Source organism: Bacteroides sp., from assembly GCF_030151085.1.
GTDB lineage: Bacteria > Bacteroidota > Bacteroidia > Bacteroidales > Bacteroidaceae > Bacteroides.
The window spans coordinates 17,178-32,607 of the sequence record NZ_JASLER010000090.1; the positions used below are offsets into that span (position 1 = coordinate 17,178).

Annotated in this window: 9 protein-coding genes; 2 read left to right on the forward strand and 7 right to left on the reverse strand. The window is 40.5% G+C overall.

The genetic code is table 11. The features are described from left to right. Positions 1–82 precede the first annotated feature (82 nt). Entirely contained in the window at positions 83–478 is a 396-nt protein-coding gene (locus Q1W14_RS18730; protein WP_300704201.1) for a DUF6249 domain-containing protein, read from the reverse strand. 142 nt (positions 479–620) lie between these two features. Between Q1W14_RS18730 and Q1W14_RS18735 the strand changes: the two genes are divergently transcribed. Beyond that, a complete protein-coding gene (locus tag Q1W14_RS18735; protein ID WP_300704202.1) occupies positions 621–1,169 on the forward strand; it encodes a sigma-70 family RNA polymerase sigma factor in 549 nt (182 codons plus the stop codon). Further along, positions 1,166–1,537 (forward strand): hypothetical protein, encoded by a 372-nt coding sequence (locus Q1W14_RS18740; protein ID WP_300704203.1) that lies wholly within the window; start codon positions 1,166–1,168, stop codon positions 1,535–1,537. The genes Q1W14_RS18735 and Q1W14_RS18740 overlap by 4 nt, the downstream gene beginning before the upstream one ends. Before the next feature lie 4 nt (positions 1,538–1,541). Here the strand turns inward: Q1W14_RS18740 and Q1W14_RS18745 are convergent, their stop codons facing one another. The 6 genes from Q1W14_RS18745 to Q1W14_RS18770 all read right to left on the reverse strand — a co-directional run bounded on the left by Q1W14_RS18745 (position 1,542) and on the right by Q1W14_RS18770 (position 15,428). Further along, positions 1,542–5,228, reverse strand: coding sequence for a DUF4062 domain-containing protein (locus Q1W14_RS18745; RefSeq protein WP_300704204.1), 3,687 nt, complete (start codon positions 5,226–5,228; stop codon positions 1,542–1,544). A gap of 83 nt (positions 5,229–5,311) precedes the next feature. After that, positions 5,312–6,559 carry a DUF1015 domain-containing protein gene (locus Q1W14_RS18750; protein WP_300704205.1) on the reverse strand — a complete coding sequence of 416 codons (1,248 nt, stop codon included), beginning with the start codon at positions 6,557–6,559 and terminating at the stop codon, positions 5,312–5,314. 21 nt (positions 6,560–6,580) lie between these two features. Next, positions 6,581–7,504: an NAD(P)-dependent oxidoreductase gene (locus tag Q1W14_RS18755; RefSeq protein ID WP_300704206.1), complete on the reverse strand. Its 924-nt coding sequence runs from the start codon at positions 7,502–7,504 to the stop codon at positions 6,581–6,583. A 114-nt stretch (positions 7,505–7,618) separates the two neighbouring features. Next, the gene (gene serC, locus Q1W14_RS18760; RefSeq protein WP_300704207.1) at positions 7,619–8,686 is read right to left on the reverse strand and encodes a 3-phosphoserine/phosphohydroxythreonine transaminase; all 1,068 of its coding nucleotides are present in this window, start codon (positions 8,684–8,686) and stop codon (positions 7,619–7,621) included. A 274-nt stretch (positions 8,687–8,960) separates the two neighbouring features. Continuing rightward, positions 8,961–10,316 (reverse strand): DEAD/DEAH box helicase, encoded by a 1,356-nt coding sequence (locus Q1W14_RS18765; RefSeq protein WP_300704208.1) that lies wholly within the window; start codon positions 10,314–10,316, stop codon positions 8,961–8,963. A gap of 108 nt (positions 10,317–10,424) precedes the next feature. Then, complete coding sequence (locus Q1W14_RS18770) at positions 10,425–15,428, reverse strand: leucine-rich repeat protein (RefSeq protein ID WP_300704209.1); 5,004 nt, start codon at positions 15,426–15,428, stop codon at positions 10,425–10,427. Positions 15,429–15,430 lie beyond the last annotated feature (2 nt).

The following is a 15,430-nucleotide window of genomic DNA, read 5'->3' on the forward strand; positions in this document are numbered from 1 at the left end:
ATTTATAAAGAATGTACTCATATATAAGAAACGAGGCATAACCTATATCGTTACACCTCGTCTCACACAATTGTTATCCTTATTATTTCTTATTGAGCTTTAACTCCGTAATAAAAGCTGCAATAAGACCAATCCCACCAAAGCCTAGCACGCATGCACCATAAATCAAAGAGATAGTCTCCCGACTGGTCCAATTATCTAAATTTGCTGCCGGATAATTGGGTATTGTACCATAGCAAATAAGATACCCAAGCAATAATCCGAATCCCATACCCGTAAGAAGACAACCTATTTTCAAAGCCGAAAAGGAGAAATTGCCCATGAATTGTGAAGTCGGCAATTTAGGGGGACAAGACTGATCGATCATTTTCTCAATAAGCATGATCCTTTCTTTCTTGCAAACAAATAACTCGAACAATTTGTAAACACCAATCATACAAACTGTAAGTACCGCAGGTACCATAATAAAATCCATCATATTCGTTTCGTTTTAAGTTAGTATTTTCGTTTCTTTGTACACTTTAGACGCAATGGTTTCTATCAGGTTACACTTTTTGCTGAAAATATTTTTTTCTTCTAATTATGTAACCTAATTAATATACGTGCGTCTAATAGACAAAATGAAAGACAGCGATATACATATTATCCAGCGAATCTTGAATGGTGAAACTGCTCTATACGAGAATTTCCTGAATGCATACGGTCAACAGGTTTTTACCTTGATTGTCCGTATCGTCGCCAATCAAGAAGATGCTGAGGAGTTGACGCAAGACACTTTTTTAAAGGCCTTTCAGCATCTCTCGTCTTTCAAAGGAAACAGTTCTTTTTCCACATGGATATATTCTATTGCTTATAATACGGCTATATCTCATGCACGAAAAAAGAAATATGATACCTTTAACATGGATGATGCACTACTTGCCAATATATCCGACCAGCAAGTAGACCAAGCATTGAATGAAGAAGGAGAAGAACGAATTTTAGAACTAAACAGGGCTATAGAACAACTCAACTCGGATGAACGGGCATTAATCACTCTATTCTATCACGAGGAGAAACCACTGAACGAGGTTGCACTTATTTTAGGTTTGACAGAAAGCAATGCCAAAGTAAAATTGCACCGCATACGTAAAAAGATTTATGTTCTTATGAAACAGGAGGAAGTATGAACCAAGAAGTAAAAGATAAAGGATTGAAAAAGGCAGTGAAGGGAGCATATAATTTCAAACTACCTTCTAACTTTGCCTACCAAACCATGCAGAAAATAGAAGAGGCTATACGTCTGCATGAGAAGAAAGTAGAGCGCAGAACCTTCTTTGCCATGATTGTTGCTGCCATTCTTTTGGTAGGAGGTAGCATTGCGGGATTGATTATTTATTTTGGAGACAGTATTCGAGAAGCTTTTACACCGAATACAGTATTGAACATCAAAGAAATACAGATTCCTTCAATCTATATTCTACTAATATTGGCAGTTCCCCTATTCTTTGTGTTTGACCGCTGGATGAGGAAGCAATATTTTAAACGACACTCATAAGGGCTCAGATTTGGCAATAACCTCCCATTTTAGGGAGGTTACCTCCTTGTTCATAGATATGCTGGAGTTGTGTTACCTCTTCATCTCTACTTTCTTCACTGCCCAGTTCTTCATATATCGCTGCAAAATCATCCCGCTTGTCATGAAGCAACAGACAGTATAGCAGGTTCTTCAAACAGAGTATCTGCAAAGGAAAAAAGATTTCATCCTGCCCGTAAAGAGACAAGAATTCCTCTTCCGCCTTGTGCGTATCACCACTTCGAAGAAAAGCAATAGCCATAACTGTGCGTTCTATGTTTAGAAGGTCTTCCCGATTAGCATATTCATTAAATATCTCATCAAGGGGGAAGTCACTTTGTTCATTCAAAAACTGCATATATTTATTGGCTTGTCTTTCTCTTGTCCTCAAGATTCGTAATTCAGCTTTTTCATTACGTAGTTGCGCATTCCGCTCCTTCCATTTGCTCAATTGTCTCGTCATCACACCCATTCCCTGCAAGCACACAACGATATTACTAATGCACGAAAAAGCTTTTCCATACAATTGATTTTCTTTATAGAAGTTCAGTAAGCCTTCCTGAATTTCCATAACCAATGCATACAATTCCACATCCATGCACTGCGTTGCTAACGCAAGAGAAAGAAAACGGAATTTATCATAAGCAGCCAATCCTTTCTTATAGTCTTCCATAAATAGTAATGCTGCCTGATTACGTTTATTGCGCAATGCCAACATATGGAATTTTAAAGCCGTAACAGTTTCCACCATCTTATAGTACTTGAAAGCTATATTCCAGTGCTCTATCATTTCATCAATATTGCCATTACGCAATGCACAATCTCCCAAAATCAAGTAAGCCTCGGACAAAGCATGTATCCACTCAATATTGCGAGCGTCTTCCACATAAAGTTTAGAAGCCCAATTAACGCATTGATTAGCACATATTTTAGCTTTCTCCACATCTTCTTTTTGAGAGAGGTAAATACGTGCAGACTTACTATACACTTCAAGTAGTTGGACAAAGAAAACCTTGTTATCCGGTACACGCTGAATATAGTTTACTGCCGCTTTCATATAATGGACATAATTTGCCAGAACATTGTCCCAAGCTTCTTGCTTCCGACCTAGTTGGGCCATACAATAATAGGCATCTATATAAAGCAACTCAGTCCCTTCTGCTTCAACACCATTATTATGCAGTTCTTTGCTCTTCTCAAACAGACTTACGATATTCTTGGATAAATCCTTCAAATTCCCCGTAGCCAAACTCGCATGAATACGGAGTTGCTGCATAAGCAACCATAGATAAGAATCTTGTACCGCAATACATTGGGCTATTAAAATAGGCAAATGACTGATATACGGAATAGATGAAATTAGTCCCTCGTGAAGTCCGTTATCTATTAATAACTTACATATCTTATATGCTTCTTTGACCTCTTCTTTTTCGAGCTGTTCTTTCTTTTCTATTTTATCAAGATACGACTTCAATATTTCAGAACTGGTTGACAATTCTCCCTTACTATTCAATGCGCGAACCAAACCTTCGCTTACATTACGTTGCAAGAAAGCTTTCTGACCGATGTTTTGTTCCAACATGGTCATAACCCACTTCTTCTGCTCCTCATTAGCCAGCATATACTCAGCCAAATCTTCTGATGCCTGTATCAACGCTGCTCCTGATAACCTTGAATAGTAATCGGCTGCTCCTTTTCTATCATTTCCTTTCAGCAGATGATACATAAGTTCATTCACTCTCAACGGATCATTTTCTGGCAAAGAGAACAAATAGCTACTTATAGTGCGATGATTAGCAATCCCTTGATCCAATACCTTAGATAACAAGCGATGTGTGAAGTTCCATCGTTTATCATGTCCTTGCTCACGCATAAGGCTTCCCAACCAACGGCGTAGCGAAGCAAACTTCAGTTCGTCCCACTTGTCGCCCAACAGTGCAGATAAATCTTTTTCTCTCAATCCATTTTGAGAGGATGCAATGTATTGCAGGCTTAAATTCGTTAAGTCTTCGCCAAAGTAAGCCGCAGCCTTCTCTACTAAAAACAGAAATAGCTCACCGGCATCTACCGGAAATGAATCAATTAAACTGCATAGGTAATTCTCTATCTTGTCTTCATTATTATCCTCACTTCTTTTACGTATTGCCTCAAAATCATCTGTATCTAATGAGAAAAGTACTTGGGTAGCCAATGATAACCAAAGAGGAGAACTATGAGCAAAATATTTTTTCTTCCTTTTCTCCAGTAACCTACAAAGAACACTCTGATGCAAATCTTTGTAATTCATACGGCAAGTGGCTTGAATCATAGAGGTAGCGTCGTCAACAGAAAAAATGTCCATGTCTTCTACTTCATATCCCAGTTGCCGATACTCATCCAGATGTTCGGGTAAGGAAGTTATGAGGGTGGTGGCTTCCTTAGGCAAAAAAGTGAGATGAGCCAACATAGAAGTATACAATAGCGAATCTAAAGAATCGAGCAGAATAACTATCTTCAATTCTTGAGATTGAGCTACAGTCGCTAAATAAAGAAATTGCTTCCTGACCCGTTCCGCCCAAGGTTCCTGACCGGGACTTACTTCAGGCTCCTCTCTATATTCAATCTCCAACTTACTACAAAGCTGCAAACTCCAACGCTGAAGAATGTGTACTATGTTCGTGGAAATAGGGGTTATGCCGGCACTAGCGAATAAAAAGATGGTATCATCTGCTGATTCTTGCAATAACTCAGCATACAGGCGGCACATCACAGCACTCTTTCCAGCACCAGAAAATGCAGTAAGGATTTTAACCCGAGAATCCGTATCCGAATCTTCCGAAAGGGCAAATGACTTTAAAGAAGAAATTAACTTCTTTCTGCCTTCAAATCTTTGTGCATTGGCTGATACAAATGCTGATAACGCTTTTTCTTCATCATCATACCAATTCCATTCCGATGAATCGACAGCTTCGTGCGTCTGCAACTCTGCCTCAATCTCTTTTCTAAGTTGCTCCTTTATTATATTTCCCCATCTTTCAAGACCTTCGAAATGGTCATTGTTCCAAGAGATAGTATATTCATTGATGTTATTTTTCAAATCATTGGCATCACAGAAGCTACGTATATTTGTCTTCAGCTCCGCCAATTGTCTGATACGGTTTCTTTTTTCCTCGTCAGGTAAGGAAGAGCATACATCTCTATACTTGGAGGCTGTTTCAATATCCATATTCTGATAAGAGGCCTCACTTCGATAATAGAACAGGCAATGTGAAACAGGGATTTCAGCCTTTATAGCTCCAAAGAAGATTTCCAGTTCGGTAACACTTTTGTTTTCTCCACAGCTGAGGAAGTTTCTTTCTTTTTCCGAGAGGGAATCACAAATGGAGTGAAAGCGGTTGACAGATGGAATCCATCCATATCTATCTCCCAACATAGCAATAAAGAATGGACGGCTTCGCTTTATCTCATTCAAGCAAACTTTCAATACAAGCTTTTCTCTTTCTTCTAAAGCTTTGAGATCATTGGTCTTAACTCCCCAACGAAGGTCAATGATATTCAGTTGTACTTGCCGCAGAGCGAAATACTCATTTAGTTCCGGGATTACTACTCGTTGAAGATAATCACGCTCTGCCTCCATATCAACAAAAGTACTACTCACAAATATCGATATGACTTTCCAGGGTTCTAGTCTCATAGTATTAAAGAAAAAAGCCCTTATTTCATCTTTATTGCTAAGAAATGAAATAAGGGAATTTATTATTAAAATAAATAATTTATTTAGTCAAGTTTGTGGATCACCAGTCCCGAGCGCAGCTTTGGCTCAAACCAAGTAGTCTTTGGAGGCATGATGTTACCGGTATCAGCAATATTCATTAACTGCTTCATAGAGACTGGATAGAGAGCTAAAGCAACTTTCATTTCACCACTATCTACACGCTTCTTCAGTTCGCCAAGACCACGAATACCACCCACAAAATCAATTCGCTTATCAGAACGAAGATCTTTGATACCCAGAATTTCATCCAATATCAAATTAGAAGAGATGGTTACATCCAATACTCCGATAGGATCATTATCGTTGTAGGTACCCGGTTTAGCAGTCAGGCTATACCATTTACTATCCAGATATAGGGAGAAATTATGTAAGCCAGTTGGTTTATATATTTCTGTACCTTCTTCTTTCACGGTAAAGTTTTGGCTGACAGCAGCTAAAAACTGTTCGGGAGTCAGGCCATTCAAATCCTTCACAACACGATTGTAGTCGATAATAGTCAATTGGTTAGCCGGGAAACAAACAGCCATGAAGTAATTGTATTCTTCATCACCTTTGTGATTAGCGTTTTGTTTGGCTTTCTCTGCGCCCACTAAAGCAGCGGCGGCACTACGATGATGGCCGTCGGCAATATAAAGAGCCGGCATTTTAGCAAATTCTTGGGTGATAATATCTATATCTGCCTGCTGGTCGATAATCCAAAAAGTATGACCGAAACCATCGCCCGGAGCTATAAAATCATATAGGGGTTTTACAGCGGTGTAACGTGCAATGATACTATCAAGTGTAGCATTATCGGGGTAAGCAAAGAATACCGGTTCAATGTTGGCGTTGTTCACACGAACATGTTTCATACGGTCTTCCTCCTTGTCGCGGCGGGTCAATTCATGCTTCTTGATGATGCCATTCATATAATCGGGAACGTAAGCTCCTACTACCAAACCATATTGCGTCTTGCTATTCATTGTTTGGGCATATACGTAATAGTTTTCTTTTTCATCCTGCACTAACCAGCCTTTTTCCTGAAACATTTTAAAGTTCTCAGCAGCTTTCCGATAAACACTTTCATCATGTTCGTCAGTACCTACGGGAAAATCAATTTCAGGTTTAATAATATGGTATAATGACTTTTCATTTCCTGCTGCTTCTTCGCGGGCTTCCTCAGAATTGAGTACATCGTACGGACGAGAAGCAACTTGTTCTACTAAGTCTTGAGGAGGGCGAACGCCCTTGAAAGGTTTAATTATTGCCATGGTAATTAGATTATGAAGAAATTATTTCTTATTCACACGGAACTTTTCGCAACCGTCTTTGAAAAAGCTAACAATCTGTTGAGCTGCTGCAATACCTGCATTGATATTAGCTTCCGCAGTTTGTGCACCCATCTTCTTCGGTGTAGAGAAATAGCGGCCTACAAATTTAGCTGCAAAAGTTTCATTAGCAGCAGGCATGATATCAGTCATGTACTTCAAGTCAGGACGTTCTTCCATCAATTGGATCAACTCGGCTTCGTTGATTACTTCCTTACGAGCTGTGTTTACCAAAAGGCCACCCTTTGGCATTTTGTTCACCAAAGCATAGTTGATAGAATTCTTAGTCTCGGCAGTTGCAGGAATATGCAAAGATACTACGTTACAAGTAGAGTAAAGTTCATCGGCAGAAGCTACAGCTTTTACACCGTCTTTCTCTATCACTTCCTTCGGGCAGAAGGCATCGAAAGCATAAATTTCCATACCGAAACCTTTTGCAATACGAGCTACATTACGACCTACGTTACCATAGGCGTGAATACCAAGCTTCTTGCCCATCAATTCTGTACCGGAAGTTCCGTTATACATGTTGCGAACTGCCATAACCATCATACCGAAAGCTAGTTCTGCCACAGCATTAGAGTTTTGTCCGGGAGTATTCATCACACACACTCCATGAGCAGTGGCTGCCTCCAGATCTACGTTATCATAGCCGGCACCTGCACGAACTACAATCTTCAATTCTTTGGCTGCGTCCAACACTGCTGCATCTATAATATCACTGCGGATAATAATAGCATTAGCATCTTTCACAGCATCCAGCAATTGTGCTTTTTCTGTATATTTTTCTAATAAGGCAAGTTCATAACCTGCTGCTTCAACCTCTTTGCGAATACCGTCTACAGCTACTTTAGCAAACGGTTTGTCTGTTGCAATTAATATTTTCATATTTCTTATGGTATTATTAAAAACGACTCACCACAGATTACGCAGATGAACACAGGTTTTTATCTAAAAAACACTCTGTTATAATCTGTGTAATCTGTGGCGAAAAATTAATTATTAATGGAGTTTCTCAAATTCTTGCATACAATCTATCAAAGCCTGTACACTTTCTTTTGGCATCGCATTGTAGCAGGATGCACGGAAACCACCTACTGAACGGTGTCCTTTGATACCTACCATGCCTCTTTCCTGAGCAAACTTCATGAAGTCAGCTTCAAGTTCTTTATATTCGGGAGCCATAACGAAACAGATATTCATACGTGAACGGTCTTCTTCGACAGCAGTTCCTACAAACATCTTGTTACGATCGATCTCAGCATACAGCATATCAGCTTTTTCAATAGCACGGCGTTCCATTTCCTTCACACCACCTTCTTTCTTGATCCAGCGTAAAGTCTGCAAAGCAGTATAAATAGGAACAACCGGAGGAGTATTGAACATAGAACCGTTATCTACATGTGTCTGATAGTTCAGCATGGAAGGAATGTAACGTGACATCTTACCCAGTGCATCATTCTTCACGATAACGAATGTAACACCTGCGGGAGCCAGATTTTTCTGAGCACCACCGTAGATACAAATATATTTGGAAACGTCAATCGGACGTGAGAATATATCAGAAGACATATCGGCAATCATCGGTACATTTACGTCAAGATCACTCTTCAACTCAGTACCATAAATTGTATTGTTTGTTGTAATATGGAAATAATCTACATCAGCCGGAACAGTATAGTCTTTAGGAATATATGTATAGTTGGCTTCAGCAGAAGAGGCAACTTCTACAACTTCTCCTAATCCTTTGGCTTCTTTCATCGCTTTTTTGGCCCATACGCCAGTGTTCAGATAAGCAGCTTTCTTTTCAAGGAAGTTGAAAGGTATCATGCAAAACTCCAGACTAGCACCACCACCCAAGAACAGTACCGAATAACCTTCGGGTATGTTGAGTAGTTCTTTAAATAATGCTACGGCTTCGTCCACTACGGGCTGGAAGTCTTTAGCACGGTGGCTAATCTCCATGAGAGAAAGACCGGATCCATTGAAATCTAAAATAGCCTTCGCTGTATCCTCTATCACCTCACGCGGAAGAATTGAAGGTCCTGCATTGAAATTATGCTTTTTCATTTGAAGTTTGTTTTGGTTATACAATTTCGTTAGTTTGTGTCTTTCGACTTGGCGAAATTACGGAAATATTTCTGCATTACAAATCTTTCCCTATTAAATTCTACTATTCACACTCATTTACCTTACTTTTTATTGGTATATACAAGAAATATACACCAAATTGTTATCTTTACTTATCATGAACCATAATAAAAGGTAAATTGAAAGCTAATAAGATTGATTGCTTTTTATTCGGTAGAAAAAGTGAAATAAAAATGAATATTTATAAGAAAAGTCATTTTGCCTCCTCTATAATGGTCTTCATTCCTTTGATTTTCTCATTGCGGATCAAGGTAAGAAGTTGATTTACTTTGCCACGCCGAATTGCCACAAAAGCATAGTGCTCTTTTACATCTACCTGCCCGATATCTTCTTTTGCCAAACCACCTTTCTTATATAAGAAACCTACAATATCTATTTTGTTTAGTTTATCCTTTTTGCCCTTACCTATATATATAGTAGTCCAATGGGATTTGGTAGGTTTCGGGGTTTGTTCCGGCAATTCAAAGACAGGAGTATCTTCGGCTATATAATCGGGCAACTGTTCTTCGAAATGCAGAAGAAGAAAAGAAGAGCCTCTTGCTTCCCAACGCGCAGTACGCCCGTTACGATGAGTAAAGGCTTCTTCGTTTACGGGAAGATGATAATGAACAATGTTGTCTATGCCGGGAATATCCAATCCGCGAGCAGCAAGATCGGTAGATACCAATACGGGGCAGCTACCATTACGAAACTTATAAAGGGCACGTTCGCGGTCGGGTTGCTCCATACCTCCATGAAAGGCATCGCAGGGGAATTTCTTTGATTTCAGATAGTCAGTTACTCGTTCCACACTCTCGCGGTAGTTGACGAATACCAAAGTCGAAGACTCTCCCAATGTACACAACAGACGATATAGTGTTTCGAGTTTATCTTTTTCAGGTGAAATAACCTTCTGCAAATTCAATCGTGAAGAAACGGGTTCTGTAGAAAGAAAGTTCAATTTTATCAAATTGGCTTGTGAAGAATCAACATCCGAAGACTCGTCCTTCCTGCCAATGCCTGCAAACCGTGGAATTTCTTCAGCATCTGTAGCAGAAAGCAGTATGCGTTTTCTCAATGAGGGCAATTGCCCGATTACCTCAGACATTTCATCGTGGAATCCAAACTCAAGGCATTTATCAAACTCGTCAATAACCAATGTAGTTACTGTATGAGCATTGAAATTTTCTTTCTTCAAATGATCGTTCATTCGTCCCGGAGTACCTATAATGACTGCAGGATTGACACCTCGCATTGTACGATGTTCTTCCATGGCAGGACGACCTCCATAACAACTTATAGCTTTAAAGGGGGTATTCATAGTTTTGAATACAGTTTCAATCTGTAAAGCAAGCTCACGAGAGGGAACTAATACTACAGCCTGCACACCTTGCACATCTGTTTTTAATGTTTGTACCAGCGGAAGCAGGAACGCAAGTGTCTTGCCCGAACCTGTAGGTGAGAGCAATACTAGGTCACACTGTTTAGTGTAAGCCTTGTAAGTGGCTTCCTGCATGGGAGTAAGCTGCTCAATGTTCAAAGATTGAAGAATTGTCTTTATTTCCAGCATAATCATTTTTTTTGTTGCAAATATAGGTATTCCTGCAAGAATGGCTATTACCTTTCCACGACAATTCGGCATTCTATATTCCGAGGAACATTTTATTCAGAGAGACACTTAGGGCTCTTCCTTTTCCACAATCTTTCGCAAAAAGAGAAGTTTCTCTTTCAAAGTATGTGGAAGGTACCATTGGAATACATCCAAACCAGAACAAGTAAAAAGCCACTTTCCATCAGGAGATAGAGCCATAGAATTAGGTTGACTTTGAGTAATACGTCGCAATGGTTTTCTATTGACCGAATCTAAAGCTATATAAACCATTTTTCCATCATCACAGGTAAGTTGTGGTTTGGGGACTTTCGAAAAGACCGCGAACCTATCTGTAATACTGTCTGCTTGTTCTGTCTCATCAATATACACTCCTTTTTGCAGATCAAAGAAGCGTGCCTTTTTATCCCCTGAGGTGGTTACAAGCCATCGAGCATCCTTGCTGACATCTACACTCTGCAGAGTATAACTTCCATGCCCACCAGACTCATAGCTTTGCAAAACTTTCTGTTTGGAAAGGCTATACTTAGCGAGTTTCCGTCCTATCTGCAGATAAATCACGTCGGAGTTACGACCCAAAACAGGCTCATTGGTATATTCTGGAATATAATGAAAATATACATTGTATGACATCAAATCCACGATCTTAACTCCTTTATTACTACGCTGCAAAACCAATTTATCCCCTGACCGATTAAATGATCCAAAACGCTCACTATATGCCTGCACGTCATCCACCTCTTTCTCTATCTTGCCGGTATAGAGGTTACGAATCTGCACAGTGCCGCTTTTCCCGAGAGTAACCAACATCCCACCTTCGGGACTAAAGACTGCCTTTGTTATATCCAAGGCATCGGACAAAGCGGAGCAGTGACCGCTCTCTACTTCACAAAGTATAGCGGGTTGATCTTCAAAAGCCACAAACAGCAAGCTGGCATCGGGCGAGATCGTTACTCCCCGTACTTTATCCTTATCCGCTATGCGCAAGATACCTCTATGTTGTTTTCGATCGACATCCCACAGATAGAGACTATCCGCCACAGAAACTACCCGAGCTCCTCGCTGAGTATAAACTGCCGTCTTAAATTTAGCATCCTTCTGCGTCAATTGCGTCAATAAGGTTTCAGTGGCTATGTCCCATTGTAGAACCGCATCATCCGATAGTGCCAACAGCTTATCTCCAGAGGAGTTCAAACGGACAGAAGTAATGGAACGGTTCGATGAACCACAATACATCTGATGCTTTACCGAAACATCCTTTGATGACCAAACACATAACATCCGTTCATCACCATTGGCGGAAACCGTCACCAGGGTTTGTTCATCCTCGCTGACATCGAAAGTCTTGACATCCCTATAGGTAATCGGTTTGCCATTGTCGAACTGATCGATATAATCCGTACAAAGGCTATCCAACAAATGCACCTCTGCATCGGGCAACAGGAATAAGAATGACGGACGTAAAGTGGTTAAAGTGCGCGCAGCATGCAAACGCTCATTATCTCCTTTATCCCGACATACAGTAGCCGAGGCAATAGTTTGCCGATAAGTCTTGCGTATCTGATAAAGTTCATAACTGCCACCAATCAACAAAAACAATCCCAAAGCTGTTAAAAGATGCCATCTTTTTATTCGATGCAACAAACTGACTTTCCAATGATGATAGAGTTGCTGACGAAACTCCCGTTTACGTAAATCTCTATAGAAATGGGACAAACGTTTGAAAACCAATTGTATATCTTGGAGCACATTGGCATGTTTGCTGTAAATCAGCTCCCAAGTAAAGAAAAATGTCAACGGAATAGCTATGATATTCGCACCAATGCATCCCAAATTCAAAGTTAAAAGAGCAGTCCAGTAAAAGATGAACCAACAAACAGGCAAGCAGAGAGTTGTGAAAAAGGCATACCGATTGATTTTTCGACGATTAAATTCCAAGGATTGATCTGTTCTCCGCATCAAATTTCTTCTAATCAACCCAAACACAACAATAATAGCGATACAGACACCAATGATTATAGCTGTACCCCACAATGGATAGAGCACAAAAAAGTTCAGAGGACTAATAGCATAAAAATGGACCAAAGTCCATAACCGCTCCATACAACCATCCTCTCTGATTTCTTTGAATCCCTGATAGGCTTTCTTCTCTAAATAGTATTGACTACATCCGGAAGGTACATAGAGTGTGATCTGAGCTTTCAACGAATCATCCAATAATATCTTATTATTTGGAAAAACAAAAGGAGAGTGAATCTCCCGCAATCCGCAAGGAGTCTTCTCAAAATAATAATCAATAGCAAAATTATTCCTGTATGGTACAAGGTAGAGACACTCTAAAGCTTGGCCTGTCCGGTTACAAATTAAACTAGCATAACCTTTTAGATAATACCCACCTCGATACGATGTCAATGAAGTACGAAGTGAGGTCTGCGAATTACACAGAATGCCTTTATAATCATCCCCCTCTTCCCATATACGACCTTTCTGATAGTAATAGGCAACACTGCCCCGCCGGGCAATAGTATCAGTACGTTCAAGAGGTAACGGTAGGTGGCCTACCACAGGCACGTCTCTATAATAAACTACATTATTCTCTACCCTATAGCAGGAAGAATCAGCCGGCGTAATAAACTCTCTGATATTATCCGCTCCATAAAAAGGACTGTTATGGAAATAGAAGGATTTAGATACTCCATGCAATCCCACCTGCTGCAAGCCGGTACAATCGGCAAAGGCACGATCTCCTAATTGCTGCAGTCGGCTGGGAAGTGTTATCTCCTGCAACTGATGACAAGCCGCAAAGGCACAATAGCCGATAGTCCGAAGTGAATACGGAAAACGTACTTCCCGCAAACTGTCACAAGCCGCGAAGGCATTTCTGCCTATCCCTCTCAGATGGGGAGGTAGCAACAGTACTCGGAAATAGTTGGACTGACGCACCGCATCGTCTGCTATCGAATCAATAAGAAGCTCTTGGCTCAAATCAAGCGTATCAACCCAGTGCTTAAACCAAATCTTCTCCAAAATACCATCCCGTTGCACAAGGCGATAGTTGTCCACTCCTTTTAAGGCATTGTGATAACGCTGTCCTCCATATTCCGCGACATCCACCTCCTGATAGACTGCAGGAAAAGGCACTATAGTATCTGTTTGAGGAAGTGCATAAACTATAGCATCATTTATAATTCTACCCCTCTCTATCCTACGGTCAAGCTCCCACAAGAGACCATTTTCCCAAGCAAAGCAAGGATTATCACCTACATCTATAGATGTCAACTCCAAGCCACTTGTTCTCCAAAAATCCTGCAGTTTGGAGGGTAAACGCAAATGATGCAATTGGGGACAATCAGACAATCTAAGCCCTCGGATAGAATCAGACAATGTAAGGGTCTTAAGTTGTGGACAATTACCAATACCCAATCTTATCTGTTTACGGCTCCGCACAATCAGATGCTCCAGGTTGGGATAACCATTGATTGAGACATAACGATCATCACCTACCGAATCCACCACCATCCGGACAACCAAATCCTTATAGATTTCTTTATTATCCTCCAAATCCCGCTTCCAATTCCAATACTCATCCAGATGAATATACTTCTTCAACATAGGTCGCGGATCAGACGAATTGAAAGTGAACAACTCATTACCGATTGTAAAAGCGATGAACAAACCAATCACTCCTACAAGCAGGCTGCGCCACCCAAGCTTTCGTTTATGTTCCTCCTCAGTCTTTCGCTTGCGAGCAATGACCTCCACTATGCGGTCATGAATCAACTCCACATAACCATCCACACCACGAATCAGATGTTCATTCTCCAACGACTGTTGATAACGCTGTTTAAAATTTATCTTACGGAGTGCTCCTGTATCAGGCTTCACACGATTGCGAGCCCCCTGCTCATCTACCAACTCATGCTCTATCTTACGCAGATGGCGAGCAGATATTTTCAAACGACCGGTACGTTCCAAATAGAAATCAAAAAGCAGGTTAGAGATGTCTATTGCCTCCAAATCATCCTGATGCAACATCGCCTTCTGTTGTTTATTCGCATAGGCATAGAGGCGGCTACAGATTACTGAAAGCATAAACGGTTCCACTACATTAGTACTACCATCACCGGACTTCTGCCGTTGGTTGTGACTTTGCAGACGCATAACAACCTGTTCAGCAATATCATCGAATGTGACCACACGCCGTCCGCCTTGCTGTTGTTCCGTCACTACTTCCAATGCCTGTTCTACCGTAAAGGGTAGAAGTAGCATGCGACTATAAAGTAGTTCGGGGATGGAATAGAATTGATTGGTCCAATAGTCAAAGTCTGCAAGATACTCTTTGCGCATCGAAAAAACGATACGGTAGTTAGGGGTTGTATCTATTTCCAGATATTGATGCTGCTTCTCCAACTCCTCTAACTTATAAATCACTTCAGCAGGCGGCAAGGTACTGGCAAGTTCATCAAAGATTTGAAAAAGAGCTTGATGAATCAATTCATCGCTAGTTTTGACAAATACTTCTTCAAACTGATCGAAGAGCAACAACCACATCTGCTCCTTACTCTGCTTGTCACTCCCGCTACGGAAAGTGTAAGCATGCAACAACCACCAAAGCGATTGCTTCCGAAATGGCAATACCCATTCTTCATCCACCTCTTTCTGATAACGATATGAAAGCTTTAAATCAGGGAATCCCAACAGTTGCTCTATCATCCACAGCTCGGCTTTATGCTTCAGTACTTGCAGTTTCAACACCTCCCTACTCTTCGTAGGCTCACTTTCTAGCTTCTGGCACTCCATTGAAGTCTGGTGCATCATACTCCAAAAACTATCGTTAAAGACAATGGTTTTAACTAAATAGTTCTTCTTAATATAACGAGGTACAATACCCGCATGTAGAAACGAAGTCTTACCGATACCCGATTCCGCATACAGTGTGGAACAGACATTCCTTTCTATCAATTCAGCAAAACGAATAATATCAAAGTCTCTTCCTTTAAAACTCGCAGCATCTGCCACTGTATAGGCGGCTATATCTTTCCAAGGATTTGTATTAGAATCAAGAGCGTTCATAG